Genomic DNA, 17,196 nt, shown 5'->3' with positions numbered 1-17,196 from the left:
TTAGCTACACGTTCAATAAACTAATAATCAGGGAGAAATAAAAGTCGGCGAAACGTTATGGACACAACTGTAAGTAAATCCTAACGTAAGCTTTTTAATTGCTTAACCTTAACTTTAAGTGTAAGGATCATATTTGTAATTAATTATAAAAAAACCAAATATGAAATACTTTAGTAAGTTAATTATGGCATTTTGCCTAGTTTTAGTAGTGAGTTGTAATAAAAATGATGACTCAACTTCAAGTTTAATTGTAGATACAACTGTTAATTTTCAGTTTAAAACGTCAATTAATATTGGAGGTGAAGGTGCTTCGGAAATTTCAGCTTATGACCCAGTTTCTAAAAAACTATTTACCGTTAATGTAGAATCTAATCAAATATCTGTGACCAATATTTCGAATATAAGTTCACCTATTCAAGAAACGCCAATTAATTTAAATGCCTTTGGAGCACCAAACAGTGTTGCAATTAATAATGGTAGATTAGCAGTTGCCGTTGAGGCTGATCCCAAGCAAAACCCTGGAAAAATAGTAGTCTATAACACAACAGATAACTCTTTACTCAAACAATTTACAGTGGGCGCTCTACCAGATATGGTTACATTTTCAAAGGATGGTAATTTAATTATCTCAGCTAATGAAGGAGAGCCTAATGACGATTATACTAATGATCCTGATGGAACAATAAGTATAATTAATTTAACTGATGACTCTGTCATTACTCTTGACTTTTCGTCGTTCAATAGTCAAGAAAGCGCATTAGAAAGTCAAGGGTTTAGAGTCTTTGGACCGAATGCAAATTTAGCTGCAGATGTTGAACCAGAATATATAGCAGTTTCAGAAGATTCTAATACTGCTTGGGTATCATTGCAAGAAAATAATGGTATCGCCGAAATTAATTTAGTTACCAAAACAATAACTAATATTTATCCTTTAGGTTATAAAGATTATAGTTTGTCAGGCAATGAAATTGATGCAAGTGATCGAGATAATAGTAAAGAGATAAAAAATTGGCCAGTATATGGCATGTATCAGCCAGATGCCATTGTAACTGTGAGCATAAACGGTACTGACTATATCATTTCGGCAAACGAGGGAGATGCTAGAGATTATGACGGTTTTAGTGAAGAAGTTCGTGTAGAAGATGTAGTGTTAGATCCAACTGTATTCCCAGTTTCTCAAGATTATCAAAACGAAATTTATTTGGGACGTTTAAAAACAACAACATCTCTAGGAGATGTCGATAATGATGGCGACCAGGATATTATTTATAGTTATGGAGCACGTTCTTTTAGTATCTGGTCAACTGGCGGAAGTTTAATTTATGATAGCGGTAATAGTATTGCTATTGAAACCTTAAATGCAACTCCAGATAGATTTAATGATGACGATGGAAGAAGTGATGATAAAGGAGCAGAACCTGAAAGTGTTGAAATTTTAAATATTGGAAATGAGCGCTATATACTTTTTGTTGGCTTAGAGCGAAATGACCAAGTTTTGGTGTACGATATTACAAATCCAATAGCGCCACAATTCTTAAGTATTTTATCTCATCCAGGAGACCAAGCTCCTGAAGGGTTGTTAGCGATTACAGCTGAAGATAGTCCAAGTGGAAATGCTCTATTAGTAGTTTCGAATGAAGATAGTGGAACTGTTACTATTTATGAGAATATGCAATAATTTTATTTAATTTTTTTATTAACCTAACGCCTTGATACATTTTTATTGGGGCTTTTTGTTTTATGCTAGTAGTACTTATATTTTAAACAGTCATAGAAATTATACTTTCAGATGGACAGAAAGGACACCCGCGAGTATGTTAAATTATATAGTCTTTATGGTAATTAATAACTTCATTGGTTATACTTAATTCAATTTTATCAACGTGTTTTATATATAAATTTTTTTCTCTGAATCTTCATAGGTGTTATAGGGTGTTCGTAAAAAATGGTTTTCTTGCCTGTGATTTCTCCGCCTAACTTTAAGACTATTTCACCGGTTATATCTCTAGCGTCGATGATTACTTTTTCTATTCCTATTTGAAATAATTCATCTAAGGATTTTATTGCAATTCTTTTTCCCAGACCTAGACCTCTTAACTTTTTATGAATTGCTAATCGTCCCCAATGACATTCAGATTTGATTTTCCAAGCGGCAACAGTTCCAACAATCTCATTACTATTTCTAATGCACCACCATTTTTGATGATTATTGTCAAGAAGTAATAGTTCTTTTGGAATATTTTGCTCTTTGTAAAATACAGTCTCAATAAATAATATAGCCGAGTCATAGAATTCTTGATTCAATTGTTCTACTTCGTATGAAATTGCGTTTGGTTTATTGTCTAATTTTGACTTTTTAAAATTAGGCCTAAAAGTTGTGTATAGTATTAATTACATTGTTTAGTACCTAAATTTAGCAAATATAAATTGAATAGAAAAACTGCGGGGTTTTTCTCAAATGTCTTAAAACTGCCAATAACATGAGATACGGTGTTATTTTACGTGTTTTTTATTCTGCCAACAATTCTTTCCACTTGTTAGATTCGGCAAACTCTTTCACAATTTGATTCCGCTGTATTAGTAATTGAGTCATATGTTTTTGAAGGAACAATTTGTCTGCAAGATTCCATAAAATACCAAAAGGTGACTGATAGTCGAAAATATCTATCATTAGAGGTTCCTCCATTAAATTCGGAAAAGTGATGTTCGTGTTTGAATTGCTTAAAGGTTCCTTTCTGCATTTCGTCCACAAAGTAATTTGGGTGGCCGTATTCGGTAATTATTGAAGTCAGTTTTTGATAAACGCCAAAGTGTTTTGCTCACCAAGTGACGCTCTCATTCATTTCGATTAAACCACTTGTTTTTACAGCGATAGCTTGCTCGTTAGTTTGTTTAGTCGAAATTTTGTGTAAATCGATACTTCTTGAAAGGTCAAACACGATGTTTTTGAAAGCTTTTATTTCAGTTTGGAGTTCAATTACTGGCATTTTAGTCTTATGTATGGTAACGTTTGTTGTTTTATTTTAATGCTTAATTTAGCCAATACAAATGGAATAGAAAAACCGGGAGTATTTTTGCAAGTAGTCTCGTATTCGTAATTAATTTGTGTGGTGCTATGTGCAGGTTTTTATTCTCCACAATGTAAATAATCTTTCAACGCCAAACGCCAAAACTCTCCCTTATCAAATTTCTCATTAAGTCCATTATCTTCTTTTTCTAAAAAAGCCTTGATGCCGTGTTGTACCATATATTTTGGGTAATATTTTGGAACTCCGACTTTTTGAATAGCTTGACAAATTTTATTTAAATTATCAGAACCTAATTCAAGTTCTTTTTTTAAGTTTTCTATTAGAGAATTTCTTGCGCTTTCATCAATATTTAACAGTGTATTTTGTTGCAATACTCATAAAGATTGATGAGCACTTTTATCTTTTACTCGGTATGTGTCATATTTCCCATACACTCCTGCAATTGCAAATAGTTTTACTGCCTTTTTATATTCTTTTAATGCAATACATTTCCTCATTCCTTTTAAAATATCAGCAGGATTATTCTCATTTGTAACTTCTGATAAATCAACAGATTCTAAAGGCTTTGGTGATTCTAAATTTCCATTCGCTTCAATTGAGATCCTCTTTTGGGAATTAATTTGATTAATTCCAAGTATTAAAAGTGCAAGAATATATAGCTTTTTCATAATATGGGTTAATATGCACACAACGAGTTGCTAAATACTAAAGATAGAAAAGTTGGGTTTAATATCTTTTAAACAACTGCTAATGGTTATATCTTATAACTACAATTATTTGATAGCATTCATAAATCAAAAGATTGGAGCGCATTGTCAGACAAAGATCTTCTTAATAAGCAAGTATATAAATAGGTGTTACTGCTTACTGATGTTGTCACAGTTTTGAAACACATTTATTAGAACTAATTTTTTCTATTAGAGTTATTCAAAAGCTATGAGATCATAAGGACATGAAAACAACTCAAATATACACTTAGGTATTTACCTTATAAATCTCCAACGTTGTGAACTCTTTAGACCATCTCTAAATATTACTCTTTATTATATCCTAAAAGCATATCAATAGTATTGACAGTCACACTGTGATAATTAGGTCTAGACTGTTCATAAATAGCCAAGGCCTTATCAGCCTTATCTGCTTTTTTAAATGCCTTAAAGAGAGTAGAGACATACCAACGTCTGCCAACTCTAATTAAAAAGTCTTCTATCTTTTGGTCCACGTCATTACTATGATAATCATGATTAATTGCCTGCTCATACCAAACCATGGCAATATGAGAATTTGTGGCATTGGTGAAGTCAAAAGCGTTGTCTAATCGCAATAAATCGTCGGTTGTTACTGTTTCAGGGAAATTTCTAATAAAATGCACCCATTCTTGTGTTGTCCAATCTTGAGTTTTAGAAACATCAACAGCTTTTGTATCCAAATAGTATTGCAACGTTTTTTCTGCGTTCTCAAATTTATTAGAAACAATTATAGATTGGTTGTCAGGGATTCCGGGCTGATAAATCCATTCTTCGGTATTAAATGTAATACCATTAGGTTCTAATAAATTACTATTCAAATAGTCTATAAAACTTTCGGTAGTTACCGTAGAAAAGGCATTAGTCTTAAAATAGTTTTTAAGAAAGGCATCAAAGGTGTCTCGACCTACTTTTTCTTCTAATGTTCGCAAAAATAAGTAGCCCTTATCATAAGCAATACTGTTCATACCATCGTCAGGATTTTTGTTGCTTAAATCTAATTTGAGTTTTGTCATTTCTGGTTCATCTTTAAAACCTTCTACTTCCTCTTCCAAATCTTGCCTGCCAATTAGCGCAATCATGTTTGCACGATCTTTTCCGTAGAGAGCTTCCATAATTCTAATTTCAAAATACACTGTAAAACCTTCGTTAAGCCAAAAGTCATTCCATGTGGCATTAGTCACTAAATTACCAGACCACGAGTGTGCTAATTCATGAGCAATTAGAGATGTTAAACTTTTATCCCCAGCAATGACAGTAGGTGTAGCAAAAGTAAGTCGCGGATTTTCCATACCACCAAACGGAAAACTAGGAGGTAAAACAATCACATCAAACTGATCCCAATCATAGTCGCCGTACAAATTCTCTGCAGCCACAACCATTTTTTCCATGTCTATAAATTCTGCTTGAGCTTTATCAACCATAGATTTTTCCGCATAAACACCTGTACGATTACTTACCGCTTTATACTCGAGATCTCCAATTGCTAATGCAATAAGATAGGGAGAGATCGGTTGCTTCATTTCAAAATTATAAACACCATCAACTGTTTTTTGCTTTGGGTTTTCAGCACTCATAACTGCCATTAATTCTTTAGGCACAACCACTTTTGCATCGTAGGTGATGCGAATTTGCGGACTATCCTGAATAGGAATCCAACTACGTGTTAAAATAGCCTGACCTTGTGTAAATAAAAACGGATGCTTTTTATCTGCTGTTTGTTGTGGACTCAACCATTGCAGAGCTTCGGTTTTATCTGTAGTTTTGTAGTGTACTGTGACTTGTTTTGTGTCTTTGGAAATTGGAATACGCAAAGCTTGTCCCAATTGTTCATCAAATGATCCTAATTCAAATTTATTTGGTCTTCCATCAACTTCTGTACGTATAATATCTAAAAACTTTGAATCTAAGACGATTTCCGAAGCCTCATAGTTTTCAATAGCGTAGGACGCTGTGCCAGTAATAACTTCAGTTTCAAAATCAACAACAATGTCCAAATCTAAGTGCTTAATTACAGCTTCATTTGGTTTTGCATAAGAGTGTGATTCTTCAACGTATGTTCGCGTTATAGGTGCTTCCTTTTTTTTATTAGCGCAATTAAAAGCAAGAATAAAGAGGGTGTACAAAAGGGTTTGTTTTTTCATGTATGTGTGTCTGTTTTAAGGTCATATGTTGCTCGCTATTAATCATTGTTTTGAGTTCTAACGATTTTAATACGCTCGTTTAATAATGTATGTTTTGAAAGTCGCAATATTTCATAGTGTAGCGAAAATTAGATATTTTATCTGTAAAAAAAGACAATGTCCTCGCTAATTCAAACTTATTCTTGATACAATGTACCACGATGCGGTTTTAAGGCATCTCTAATAGGCTTCATTTCGTCGTCTGTAACTACCATAAATGCAATACTATGCAAATCACTGAGTTGTTCAAAACCCGTAATGTTCAGATTTGTGTTTTTAATGGCTATAAATTCTTTGAGATGTTTGACGTGGTGCTCAGCAATTTTATGAGCGTCAGGACCTTTAAAGTCCCAAATGAGTTTTAATTTACGCATTGGCAATAGAGGTTCCGTTTTCGGCAAAACTTTTAAAATTTCGCATATAGATTAGTGATTGTTTTTTAAAGGCCCTAGGTATAAAAAAGAGCATAAGTCTCATTTTTAAATTTAAAGGTACAAATTCGGTAATAGAGGTCCATTTTGTAAACCCATTATTTGTATTTTTAAAATAGTTTTGTTGCACATTTTGCATGGCTTTCATAGTGTAGTTAGCATGGAATTCATTCGGTAAATTACGTTTTGTTATGGTTTCAATAATTTCCATTTTACGTTTTCCAAAACGATATTTGAGTTTCATTTTAGCACCTAATTGACCTAAATCTCCAGAGATATGCTCTGCAGACACAAATCCATGTTGCCAATGTTTCATATTGTCAACATTATCCATTTTTTTTATAAATTCGTCTAGAGTGACATTGACTTTTATTTCTGTAGTATATTTCATTTTGAATGTAGAGAAATTATTCAAATTTAAAGGTAAGTAATTTTCAATATAAATAAACGATTGAAAGCCCAATAACCATAATATTAGACAAGCGGTTCAAGTTGTGTTTCTAACCGGTAATTAGACATACTAAAGGCAATGGTCTTAACGTTTGTTGAATGCGACTTGTTTTATATGACAATTGTTTTATTTTTGCTGAACTTGGATATACTAATCCAATTTTAAAAATACATTAAAAAAGTCATCACTAAACATGTTTTTGCATGATGGATGAACCACAACTGCTAAATTAAATAGTAACACATGAAATTATTAGTAACCATAGTTTGTTTTTGTTTCACTTTCTTGGCTCAGGCACAAGTAAAAAAAGATGACGTATTATTTACAGTAGCTGGAGATGCTATAATGGCTTCAGAATTTGTAAGAGTGTATAATAAAAACTTAGACTTAGTTAAAGATGAGAGTCAAAAAGATATTGATGCTTATCTAGAGTTGTTTGTTAATTATCAACTCAAAGTAAAAGAAGCGCGTCGTTTAGGTTTGGATGAAGATGCTAAATATATTGGAGAGTTTAATAATTATAAAACACAGCTTACTAAAAACTTTATGTCAGATAATAAAGTGACCGATGCTTTAGTGAAAGAAGCTTATGATCGTACAACTAGCGATGTCAAAGTATCTCATATTTTAGTGCGTTTAGATGAATCTGTGTCTGATACATTGGCAGTATACAATAAAGTGCTGAAATTGCGTGAACGTCTCATTAATGACGGTTTTGAAGCGGTAAAAAAAGAGGTCCATGATGGTAAAACTATTTTTGCTGAAGATTTAGGTTATTTTGGTGGCTTTAAAATGGTATATCCTTTTGAGACAGCTGCGTTTAATACGCCTGTAGGTGAAGTTTCGATGCCTTTTAGAACTCGTTTTGGATATCACGTTGTTAAAGTGTTTGAAAAACGTCAATCTCTAGGTGAAGTTACGGTGGCTCATATTATGATATCTACAAAACAAAATGATAGTACTGTAGATCCAGAAGCTCGTATTAATCAAATTTATAAGAAATTAGAACAAGGTGAGAAATTCGAGTCTCTAGCTAAGCAGTTTTCAGAGGATAAGAGCTCTTCTAAAAAAGGAGGTGTTTTAACGCCTATCGTTGGTGGTCAATTACGTGCCAAAGAATTTGAGGATGTGGCATTTTCGTTAGAAAAGAAAGACGATGTTTCTAGGCCTTTTAAAACAGACTATGGTTGGCATATTGTTAAGTTGATTAGTAAGAAGGGGATTCAACCTTTTGAGGAGGTTAAAAATGAACTTGAAAATAAAGTAAAACGTGATTCTAGGTCAGCGCTTATAAATTCAGCATTAGTAAAAAAACTAATGACAAAATATAAAGTTAAAGTATTTAAGGATGAAGGTTTGGCTTTTATGGAAACAATTCTTAATGATGGATTTTTTAAGCAGTCATGGAAAACTCCAAAAGATATAAAAGAGGGTGTACTCATCACAATTCGTGACACACAAGTGTCTTACAAGGATTTTGCAGATTATTTAATGTCTAACCTACGTAAATACAATAACCAATTAGTAGATTACAAAGCGCTTCTAACTACCGAGTTCGATGCGTTTTTAGAACAACAAGTTTTGAAGTATCATGAAGATAACTTAGAATTTGAGAATGAGGATTTTGCTTTTGTATTGAAAGAATATAGAGACGGACTTTTATTGTTTGATCTTATGGAAAAGGAAGTTTGGAATGCTGCGGTAAAAGATTCTGTAGGTCTTGAGAAGTTTTATAATGATAATACGTCAAATTATGTTTGGCGTGATAGAGTAGATGCAGTGATTTTCTCATCGGCTTCTAAAACAACAATAGAAACCGTGAAAACGGAATTGCAAAAAGATATTTCCGCAGAAAACATTATGGTAATGATAAATAAAGATGAAAATCTAAATGTTATTTCAACTGCAAATACCTTTGAGGAGAGTGATCAAGTATTACCTCAGGATTTTGAATTTAAAGAAGGTGTGTCTAACATTTATAAGCACAATGAGTCATATCATGTGATACTTGTGAATAATGTATTGCCAGCAAAGAAAAAAACAATTGAAGAGGCAAGAGGAAAAGTTATTAGCGATTACCAAAACTATATTGAAACTAATTGGGTGAAATTATTACGTGAGCGCTTTGGGGTTGAGGTTAATAAGAGAACCCTAAAACGAGTTAAAAAACAAATTTTAAAGAACAACTAGCTTGAGACAATTATTTATTATTATTCTACTTGCTTTTACTGTAATGTCGTGTGATTTTTTTAAAGAAGCCGACGATAGAATTCCTATTGCTAGAGTTGATGAAATGTATCTTTATGAAGAAGATATTAAAGATTTGGTGGCAAAAGGAACGCCTCCAAATGATAGCTTGCAAATGGTTAATAGTTTTATAAATCGTTGGGCAACACAACAATTATTATTGGATGGCGCAGAGCGTAATTTATCTGAGGAAAAACAAATCGATTTTAATAAACTCATTCAACAGTATAAAAATGACTTATACACAAAAACCTATCTAGAAGCTTTAGTTAAAAAAAGTATTGATACGTTTGTAAATAATGCTCAAGCCACTGCTGTTTATGAGGCTAATCAAGAAACCTTTAAGCTTAATGAAGAGTTAGTGAAGTTTAGATATATAACGATTTCTCAAAATGCAATTAACGAAGATGATATTAAAAAACGATTTAAACGATTTAATACAGCAGATAAACGTTTCCTAGATTCAATATCTGTTCAGTTTAAAAGTTATTCGCTAAATGATTCCATATGGATTAAAGCGTCTCAGATCACCGAAAAAATTAGAGTTTTAAATTCTGAAAACAAAAAAGAACTGTTAAAAAAATCTAATTTTATACAACTCAAAGATTCATTAGACCTATATTTGATGCAAATTAAAGACGTTCTATATCAAAACGATTTGGCACCCCAAGAGTACGTAAAACCTACAATTAAGCAAATTGTAATTAACAAAAGAAAACTAGAGTTGATTAAACAACTTGAAAAAGATATTACTAAAGATGCAATTAAAAATAAACAATTTGAAGTCTATAAATAAATTAGTATTTACAGCATTTGTAGTCACCCTTTTCGCCGTAAATATGTCAGTTTCCCAAGAGATTATAGAAGATGTGGTTGACGCATCAAAAAAACAAAGAGATACGACCAAAACTTCTGGACGTCAAAAAGTTGATGGTGTTGCTGCGGTAGTAGGAGATTTTGTAGTTTTAGACTCAGATATAGATAAAGAGTATATTCAATTACAAGCAAGAGGAGTTTCTATAAAACAGATTTCTAGATGTCAGTTATTTGGTAAGTTATTAGAAGATAAGTTGTATGCTCACCATGCTATTCAAGATAGTATTGTTGTAAACGAATTAGAGGTTAGATCTAATATAGAGCAACAAATTAATGCGTTTTTAGAACAAAAAGGAGGTTCTATGACTGAGCTTTTAGAATTTTATAATAAAGACAGTGAACAAAGCTTGCGCGAAGAAATGTTTGAGATTAATAAGAACGCGAAGTTAGCAGGCGATATGCAGCGCAAAATTATTGAAGAAGTTGAAGTAACTCCGGAAGAGGTAAGAGAATATTATAATAGTATCCCAAAAGATTCTTTGCCAATATTTGGTACAGAACTTAAGGTTGCACAAATTGTTGTGATTCCAGAGGTGTCAGAGGAAGCAAAGCAAGAAGTTATTGATCAGCTTAAGGGGTATAAAGCAGATGTTGTAGAAAATGGAGCGAGTTTTACGACTAAGGCTGTGTTTTATTCAGACGATACTGCTGCTCGAGCTAAAGGTGGTATGTATACGCTCAATAGAAAGCGTCCTCAAATGGTAAAAGAGTTTCGTGATGTTGCATTTTCATTACTTGAAGGTGAAATCTCAGATCCTTTTGAAACTGATTTTGGATTTCATATTATTTTGTTAGAAAAAATCAGAGGTCAAGAATATGATGTAAGACACATTTTATTACGTCCCGAAATTACAGATGCTTCTGTGTTAGCAGCCAAAGAAAAGATTACTAAAGTAAAAGAGCGTATTGAATCGGGAGATTTAAAATTCGCAGATGCTGCTCGTGAGTTTAGTGATGAAGAGGAAACGAAATTTGAAGGCGGACAATTAATTAATCCATACACTCAAGATTCTAGTTTAGAATTAACAAAAATGGATCCAGAATTATATGGTCAAATTCAAGACTTAAAAGATGATGAAATTAGTTTAGTGTTACAGGATCAAGATAGAGTAAATCCAATTAAATTTAAAATATTAACCGTTACAGATAGAACAGAAGACCATCAAGCAAATTTTGCTCGTGACTATCTTAAAATTAAAGACCTTGCCCTCCAAGAGAAGCAATTTAGGGCGATTCAAAAGTGGCAAGAAGAAAAGATTTTTGATACGTATGTGAAAATAAACGATGATTACAAGGGCTGCGAATTTGAAAGTAACTGGTTAAAAACTGAAAAAGAATAGTATGTCTGACGTTGCTGCAATAGAACAGTTTGTAAAAAAATATAATGACCTAAAAACCGAAGTTGCCAAAGTTATAGTTGGTCAAGACGAGGTTGTAAATCAAATACTTATTTCAATATTTTCTGGAGGTCACTCGTTATTAATAGGTGTTCCTGGGTTGGCAAAAACCTTAATGGTCAATACCATTGCGCAAGCTCTAGGTTTAGATTTTAAGCGTATCCAATTTACACCAGATTTAATGCCTAGTGATATTTTAGGAAGTGAAATCTTAGACGAGAACAGGCAATTCAAATTTATTAAAGGTCCAATCTTCGCCAATATTATTTTGGCAGATGAGATTAACCGTACCCCTCCAAAAACTCAAGCAGCTTTATTAGAAGCTATGCAAGAACGCTCTGTGACCGTTTCTGGACATAATTATAAATTAGATTTACCTTATTTTGTGTTAGCAACACAAAACCCTATTGAGCAAGAAGGAACATATCCTTTGCCAGAAGCACAATTAGACCGTTTTATGTTTGCTATTAATTTGGAATATCCCTCTTTTGAGGAGGAAGTTCAAGTCGTAAAGTCGACCACTTCAGATCATAAAGCGACTGTAAATGCATTGTTCACTTCTCAAGAAATTATAGATTTTCAAAATGTAATACGTCGTATTCCTGTCGCAGATAATGTTATTGAATATGCTGTAAAAATGGTGAGTAAAACAAGACCAAAAACATCTACTGCTTCAGACCTCGTTACAGAGTTTGTAGATTGGGGAGCAGGACCAAGAGCTTCACAAAATTTAATCTTGGCAGCCAAAACACATGCTGCAATTAATGGTAAATTTTCTCCAGATATTGAGAATGTACAAGCAGTAGCTTCTGGGATTCTACGTCACAGAATTATTAAAAATTATAAAGCAGAAGCTGAAGGTATTACGGATGCTCAAATCATTAAGAGTTTGTTTTAAATGAATTTAAAAAAGCTACTACCTGCGGGAATTATACTTCTTTTGGGTATCGGTGCAACTATCTTGGGTGCGCTTTTTAAAATTCAACATTGGACGTATGGACGAATGCTTCTAACAATTGGAACGTTTCTAGAACTGTTAGCTATATTTATGGCGATCGTTGCATTGATCAAAATGCGTAGAAGGAAGTGAGTTTTAGTCTAATAATGTATTAGCAGTGTTTTTTAAAAACACCATTATTTTTTGTCTAATAAAATAAGATAGAATCCAGATTTACACCGCTCTACATTACGATATTCAAAATTAGTCTCACATAAAGGTATTATATATTTTTAGTTGGTCATGTTAAAAAATAGTCATCGTTTTAATCGATGTTGTCTGCAATAAACATGTCTTTACTAGTAGACTGTTTATATACTCTATAGAGTTTTAAATGTTGTTTATTACATAAGTTAGTACAAGTGAAGGTAGCACGGTTATCACTTCGATTTTTTTTTTACTTAAGGATTATGGAGTTTGAATTTCATCATCTCCTTTTTAGTTGATGCTACATTTACTAGAGTCGGGTCTTACGTACTTTATGTGTTTTTTGAAAGCCCTATGGCTAATCTTCGTGATACCGCTAAAATTAAGAATCGTTTTAAATAACGTATAGTTGTTAATTTTATAATTTTCACCTATTTTAATTGTTAAATCATCAAAATAATGATGCATATTGTCTTTTTTGTTGATGTATCTGCACAGTTTTTCACATTTTGTTACATATTTTAAAATCTGCTTTAAAATTCGTAAATTTGCTACACTTAAAAATAAAAAGCAACCTTATAAATAAGACTTATGGCATTTGATATTAACATGATTAAAAAGGTGTATTCTAATATGGCAGAGCGTGTAGATGCCGCTCGTGACCTTGTTGGAAAACCATTAACACTTTCAGAAAAAATATTATACTCTCATCTTTGGGATGGAAATTCTACCAAAGTGTTTACTAGAGGTAAAGATTATGTTGATTTTGCGCCAGATAGAGTTGCATGTCAAGATGCAACAGCGCAAATGGCATTGTTGCAATTTATGCAAGCAGGAAAAACTAAAGTTGCTGTGCCTACAACAGTTCATTGCGATCACCTTATCCAAGCAAAAGATGGTGCAACAACAGATTTGCAACATGCAATAAATACAAGTAATGAAGTATTTAACTTCTTAGAGTCTGTATCTAATAAATACGGTATTGGTTTCTGGAAACCAGGAGCTGGTATCATACACCAAGTGGTTTTAGAAAATTATGCATTTCCTGGAGGAATGATGATTGGGACAGATTCTCATACTGTAAATGCAGGAGGATTAGGAATGGTAGCTATTGGAGTTGGTGGAGCAGATGCTGTTGATGTCATGGCAGGTATGGCTTGGGAGTTGAAATTTCCGAAGTTAATAGGCGTTAGATTAACAGGCAAGTTGTCTGGATGGACAGCACCAAAAGATGTTATTTTAAGAGTAGCAGATATTCTTACCGCTAAAGGAGGCACAGGAGCTATCGTTGAATATTTTGGACCTGGGGCGACAGGAATGTCATGTACAGGAAAAGGAACAATTTGTAATATGGGTGCTGAAATTGGAGCAACCACATCAACCTTTGGATATGATGAATCTATGGAACGTTATTTACGAGCTACAGATAGAGCAGATGTTGCTGATGCTGCAAATAAAGTTAAAGAGCATTTAACTGGAGATGCAGAAGTTTACGCTAACCCAGAGCAATACTTTGATCAATTAATAGATATCAATTTGTCTGAGTTAGGTCCATTATTAAACGGTCCTTTTACTCCAGATTTGTCAACGCCAGTGGGTTCCTCAATGACCGAAAAAGCAACCGCTAATGAGTGGCCATTAAAAGTAGAATGGGGTTTAATTGGATCATGTACCAATTCTTCTTATGAAGATTTATCTCGTGCCTCTTCTATTGCACAACAGGCTTTAGATAAAGGCTTAAAAATGAAAGCAGAACTAGGGATTAATCCAGGTTCTGAGCAAGTTCGTTTTACAGCGGCACGTGACGGAATCATTCAAATTTTCGAAAAATTAGATGCTAAGATTTTTACAAACGCTTGTGGTCCATGTATAGGGCAATGGGCGCGATATGAAGATCCTAAAAATGCACCTAAAAATAGTATCGTACATTCATTTAACAGAAACTTTGCAAAACGTGCTGATGGAAATCCAAACACGCATGCCTTTGTTGCATCACCAGAACTAACAGCTGCAATTGCAATTGCAGGTCGTTTAGATTTTAACCCATTGACAGATAAGTTAATCAATGAAAATGGCGAAGAAGTGATGTTTGAGGAACCAACAGGATGGGAATTACCTCCAAAAGGCTTTGCTGTTGACGATAATGGATATTTGGAACCAATGGAAGATGGAAGAGGTGTCAAAGTAACGGTAGATCCAGAATCTGAAAGAATACAACTACTAACACCATTTACACCATTAGGAGATTCTATAACAGGTGCTAAATTATTAATCAAGGCTTTTGGAAAATGTACAACAGACCATATTTCTATGGCCGGACCATGGTTACGTTTCCGCGGACATTTAGATAATATTGCAAACAATACCTTAATTGGTGCTGTGAATGCGTTCGGTAAAAAAACAAACTTTGTTAAGAACCAATTATCAGGTGAGTTTGGCGGTGTGCCAGATACAGCAAGAGCGTATAAAGCTGCAGGTGTCAAGTCTATAGTTGTTGGAGATCACAACTATGGTGAAGGGTCTTCTAGAGAGCATGCAGCAATGCAACCACGTTTTTTAGGAGTAGCTGCTGTGATTGTAAAATCATTTGCACGTATCCATGAGACAAACCTTAAAAAACAAGGGATGTTAGGATTGACATTTGCTAATGAAGCAGATTACGATTTAATTCAGGAGGATGACACCCTCAACTTCTTAGATTTAAATGAATTTGCACCAGAAAAGCAATTGACACTAGAAGTTGTACATGCAGATGGAAGTAAAGATACAGTGATGCTAAACCATACATACAACCAACCTCAAATTGATTGGTATAATGAAGGTTCTGCTTTGAACTTAATCAAAAAAGAAAATGCTGCATAGCATAATATTAATATGATAGAAATGAGCCTTTGAGAAATCAAAGGCTTTTTTATTGTTAGATTTGAGGAGTATTACCGACTATCGTGATGCGTTTATTAATTTATATAACTTATGGCACAACCTAAACGATTTAAAACGTCTAGCATTATTTTTGTAGTTGTTATTGCATTGATGATTATACCTCAAACAAGACAGCCCATTCAAATATTTCTTCAAAAAGGAATAGCAATGATTGTAAAACCGAGTGTTGTTAATGCTTCTGAAAGAGTAAAACTTTCAGGATATGACTGGAAATTAAAAGATATTGAAGGAAATAATTTTGACTTTTCTTCTGCCGAAGGAAAAGTGATTGTGATTAATTTTTGGGCTACTTGGTGTCCGCCTTGTATTGCCGAAATGCCTAGTTTAAATCAACTCTATAAACATTATGAAGCTCACGATGATGTGGTGTTTTTGTTTGTGTCTAATGAGGAAACAGCTGTAATTCGTGATTTCATTAATAAGAAAGGATATGGTTTCAACGTCTATAAATCAGCGACGCAATATCTTCAAGAATTTGATGTGTCTTCAATACCCAGAACATTCATCGTAAGTAAGCAAGGGGAGATTGTTATTGATAAATCTGGAGCTGCAGATTGGAGTAGTGAACGAGTTACTCATACTATAGATGAATTACTTAAAGTGTTTTGAAAAAAGCCTTTATAAAACTCCACGAGAATAATGACATCATAATTTTGAGTTCTTCAGTAAAGGTAGATTCTTCATCCAAAAAACGGAACATTGTTTGTACAGAGTTTTTTGCATAAAAACTTTCAAAAATCCATTCGCCTTTATGATTTTCGTCTTTAAGTACTTTCAAAAAAACCGTATCGTAAAACTTATATTTTCTTCTGAATAAACCATGGGAAGGTAGGCGTCCAGATTTTAGGTTGTCAATAATTATGGCAACTTTCTTTTCGGTATGTTTAAATGAATAGCCTGTAGATCCTTTTACCCATCCACCTCCTGTCCCTATTTTGGTAATCTTACTCGTATTAAATTGTTCAAAGTTGTAATTGGTCATTGGGATTTGACCAGCTTCTGTTTCTATAATAGAGTAGGCGTCTATCTTGAGGTAGTCTTTGATGTATTCTTTTATGTAAGCATCGTAAACCTGTTCTTCAACGGTGTGCTCTGTGAAATAGGTGAATTCTACTAAGGCTTCTGTTTTTGAAAATGGTAAAACGTATGTGAATGTTGTTTGATGTCCGTCTTTAAGACGATAATCCATCATGATGACTTTGTTTTCGTCAAAAACATCCCTTTCAGTTTTAATAACCCAACCTTTAAAATGTTGAATAATTGAAATACTGTTCTTAGGTTCTATGACGAATTCTTCAGGCACGCGACTATCAAAAGCGTGAGTGGTTGTAAATGTTTTAGTAGTTGTTTTAACGCTGACTTGTGAATCTTCTATGACAGATGTCACGTGTTCTTCAATGAAATAAATATTGTCCTTCTGTTTGAGTTGTGCTTTAGCTTCTGTATAAAAATCTATTGCTCGTATCGTTTTGTAAGCATACGGATCAAGGTTTAGATGTATTTCTTTGTTTGAAGTTATAATTGACGCTTTGCTCCACGTTTTATGAGTGAGTGCCTTCCATTGTGAAGGTTCCGTTTCCCAAAAACTCCATGTTTTGTCATTAGTGGTTTTTTTAGAAGGGTCAATTAGAGCTATTGTTTTCTGATGAAAAGATATTTCAGTAGATAACTTAAGAGCCAATTGGAGTCCCGCTAATCCATTTCCTATAATGATAAAATCGAAATGGGAAGGCCTTTGCATAAATGAAT

The 17,196-nt window shown here is 33.4% G+C and carries 16 protein-coding genes; 8 read left to right on the top strand and 8 right to left on the bottom strand.

The genetic code is table 11. The annotated features are described in order from the left end of the window. The first annotated feature begins 160 nt into the window (after positions 1 to 160). A complete protein-coding gene (locus tag H593_RS0108250) occupies positions 161 to 1,678 on the top strand; it encodes a choice-of-anchor I family protein (RefSeq protein ID WP_028872021.1) in 1,518 nt (505 codons plus the stop codon). Positions 1,679 to 1,878: 200 nt separating this feature from the next. On the opposite strand, the gene H593_RS0108245 is transcribed toward H593_RS0108250, so the two are convergent. From H593_RS0108245 to H593_RS0108210, 7 genes are all read right to left on the bottom strand, one after another. After that, the gene (locus tag H593_RS0108245; RefSeq protein WP_051229666.1) at positions 1,879 to 2,304 is read right to left on the bottom strand and encodes a GNAT family N-acetyltransferase; all 426 of its coding nucleotides are present in this window, start codon (positions 2,302 to 2,304) and stop codon (positions 1,879 to 1,881) included. Positions 2,305 to 2,819: 515 nt separating this feature from the next. Next, complete coding sequence (locus H593_RS21505) at positions 2,820 to 2,987, bottom strand: SRPBCC family protein (RefSeq protein WP_211224955.1); 168 nt, start codon at positions 2,985 to 2,987, stop codon at positions 2,820 to 2,822. A 140-nt stretch (positions 2,988 to 3,127) separates the two neighbouring features. Then, positions 3,128 to 3,400, bottom strand: a complete 273-nt coding sequence (locus tag H593_RS0108230) for a hypothetical protein (protein ID WP_028872019.1) — start codon at positions 3,398 to 3,400, stop codon at positions 3,128 to 3,130. Between the two features lie 3 nt (positions 3,401 to 3,403). Then, on the bottom strand, positions 3,404 to 3,697 hold the full coding sequence (locus H593_RS0108225; RefSeq protein ID WP_028872018.1) for a hypothetical protein: 294 nt from the start codon (positions 3,695 to 3,697) through the stop codon (positions 3,404 to 3,406). A gap of 365 nt (positions 3,698 to 4,062) precedes the next feature. Further along, positions 4,063 to 5,919: a M1 family metallopeptidase gene (locus H593_RS0108220; protein ID WP_028872017.1), complete on the bottom strand. Its 1,857-nt coding sequence runs from the start codon at positions 5,917 to 5,919 to the stop codon at positions 4,063 to 4,065. A 176-nt stretch (positions 5,920 to 6,095) separates the two neighbouring features. After that, positions 6,096 to 6,332 (bottom strand): hypothetical protein, encoded by a 237-nt coding sequence (locus H593_RS0108215; protein WP_028872016.1) that lies wholly within the window; start codon positions 6,330 to 6,332, stop codon positions 6,096 to 6,098. Further along, the gene (locus H593_RS0108210; RefSeq protein ID WP_028872015.1) at positions 6,325 to 6,780 is read right to left on the bottom strand and encodes an SRPBCC family protein; all 456 of its coding nucleotides are present in this window, start codon (positions 6,778 to 6,780) and stop codon (positions 6,325 to 6,327) included. The genes H593_RS0108215 and H593_RS0108210 overlap by 8 nt, the downstream gene beginning before the upstream one ends. A 303-nt stretch (positions 6,781 to 7,083) precedes the next feature. Between H593_RS0108210 and H593_RS0108205 the strand changes: the two genes are divergently transcribed. The 7 genes from H593_RS0108205 to H593_RS0108175 all read left to right on the top strand — a co-directional run bounded on the left by H593_RS0108205 (position 7,084) and on the right by H593_RS0108175 (position 16,056). Then, positions 7,084 to 9,030 (top strand): peptidylprolyl isomerase, encoded by a 1,947-nt coding sequence (locus H593_RS0108205; protein ID WP_028872014.1) that lies wholly within the window; start codon positions 7,084 to 7,086, stop codon positions 9,028 to 9,030. Position 9,031: 1 nt separating this feature from the next. After that, positions 9,032 to 9,883 carry a hypothetical protein gene (locus H593_RS0108200; RefSeq protein ID WP_037051805.1) on the top strand — a complete coding sequence of 284 codons (852 nt, stop codon included), beginning with the start codon at positions 9,032 to 9,034 and terminating at the stop codon, positions 9,881 to 9,883. After that, complete coding sequence (locus tag H593_RS0108195; RefSeq protein WP_315969371.1) at positions 9,867 to 11,303, top strand: peptidylprolyl isomerase; 1,437 nt, start codon at positions 9,867 to 9,869, stop codon at positions 11,301 to 11,303. Before H593_RS0108200 ends, H593_RS0108195 begins: the two co-directional genes overlap by 17 nt. Position 11,304: 1 nt before the next feature. Then, entirely contained in the window at positions 11,305 to 12,258 is a 954-nt protein-coding gene (locus H593_RS0108190; RefSeq protein ID WP_028872011.1) for an AAA family ATPase, read from the top strand. Next, the gene (locus H593_RS21590) at positions 12,259 to 12,450 is read left to right on the top strand and encodes a GldL-related protein (protein ID WP_028872010.1); all 192 of its coding nucleotides are present in this window, start codon (positions 12,259 to 12,261) and stop codon (positions 12,448 to 12,450) included. Positions 12,451 to 13,095: 645 nt separating this feature from the next. Then, the gene (locus H593_RS0108180) at positions 13,096 to 15,366 is read left to right on the top strand and encodes an aconitate hydratase (RefSeq protein WP_028872009.1); all 2,271 of its coding nucleotides are present in this window, start codon (positions 13,096 to 13,098) and stop codon (positions 15,364 to 15,366) included. Between the two features lie 111 nt (positions 15,367 to 15,477). Further along, complete coding sequence (locus H593_RS0108175) at positions 15,478 to 16,056, top strand: TlpA family protein disulfide reductase (protein ID WP_028872008.1); 579 nt, start codon at positions 15,478 to 15,480, stop codon at positions 16,054 to 16,056. Here the strand turns inward: H593_RS0108175 and H593_RS0108170 are convergent. Continuing rightward, positions 16,043 to 17,188, bottom strand: a complete 1,146-nt coding sequence (locus H593_RS0108170; protein ID WP_028872007.1) for a lycopene cyclase family protein — start codon at positions 17,186 to 17,188, stop codon at positions 16,043 to 16,045. The two genes, H593_RS0108175 and H593_RS0108170, sit on opposite strands and share 14 nt — an antisense overlap. Positions 17,189 to 17,196: the final 8 nt, after the last annotated feature.

The organism is Psychroserpens burtonensis DSM 12212 (assembly GCF_000425305.1).
Lineage (GTDB): Bacteria > Bacteroidota > Bacteroidia > Flavobacteriales > Flavobacteriaceae > Psychroserpens > Psychroserpens burtonensis.
The sequence above is the reverse complement of the archived record's forward strand: the minus strand, read 5'-3'. Positions and strand labels throughout refer to the sequence as shown.

Coding starts and splice junctions, on each gene's coding strand:
- H593_RS0108175 (WP_028872008.1), top strand. CDS start 15,478: ATGGCACAACCTAAACGATTTAAAACGTCTAGCATTATTTTTGTAGTT.
- H593_RS0108250 (WP_028872021.1), top strand. CDS start 161: ATGAAATACTTTAGTAAGTTAATTATGGCATTTTGCCTAGTTTTAGTA.
- H593_RS0108210 (WP_028872015.1), bottom strand. CDS start 6,780: ATGAAATATACTACAGAAATAAAAGTCAATGTCACTCTAGACGAATTT.
- H593_RS0108180 (WP_028872009.1), top strand. CDS start 13,096: ATGGCATTTGATATTAACATGATTAAAAAGGTGTATTCTAATATGGCA.
- H593_RS21590 (WP_028872010.1), top strand. CDS start 12,259: ATGAATTTAAAAAAGCTACTACCTGCGGGAATTATACTTCTTTTGGGT.
- H593_RS0108225 (WP_028872018.1), bottom strand. CDS start 3,697: ATGAAAAAGCTATATATTCTTGCACTTTTAATACTTGGAATTAATCAA.
- H593_RS0108220 (WP_028872017.1), bottom strand. CDS start 5,919: ATGAAAAAACAAACCCTTTTGTACACCCTCTTTATTCTTGCTTTTAAT.
- H593_RS0108205 (WP_028872014.1), top strand. CDS start 7,084: ATGAAATTATTAGTAACCATAGTTTGTTTTTGTTTCACTTTCTTGGCT.
- H593_RS0108215 (WP_028872016.1), bottom strand. CDS start 6,332: ATGCGTAAATTAAAACTCATTTGGGACTTTAAAGGTCCTGACGCTCAT.
- H593_RS0108190 (WP_028872011.1), top strand. CDS start 11,305: ATGTCTGACGTTGCTGCAATAGAACAGTTTGTAAAAAAATATAATGAC.
- H593_RS0108170 (WP_028872007.1), bottom strand. CDS start 17,188: ATGCAAAGGCCTTCCCATTTCGATTTTATCATTATAGGAAATGGATTA.
- H593_RS21505 (WP_211224955.1), bottom strand. CDS start 2,987: ATGCCAGTAATTGAACTCCAAACTGAAATAAAAGCTTTCAAAAACATC.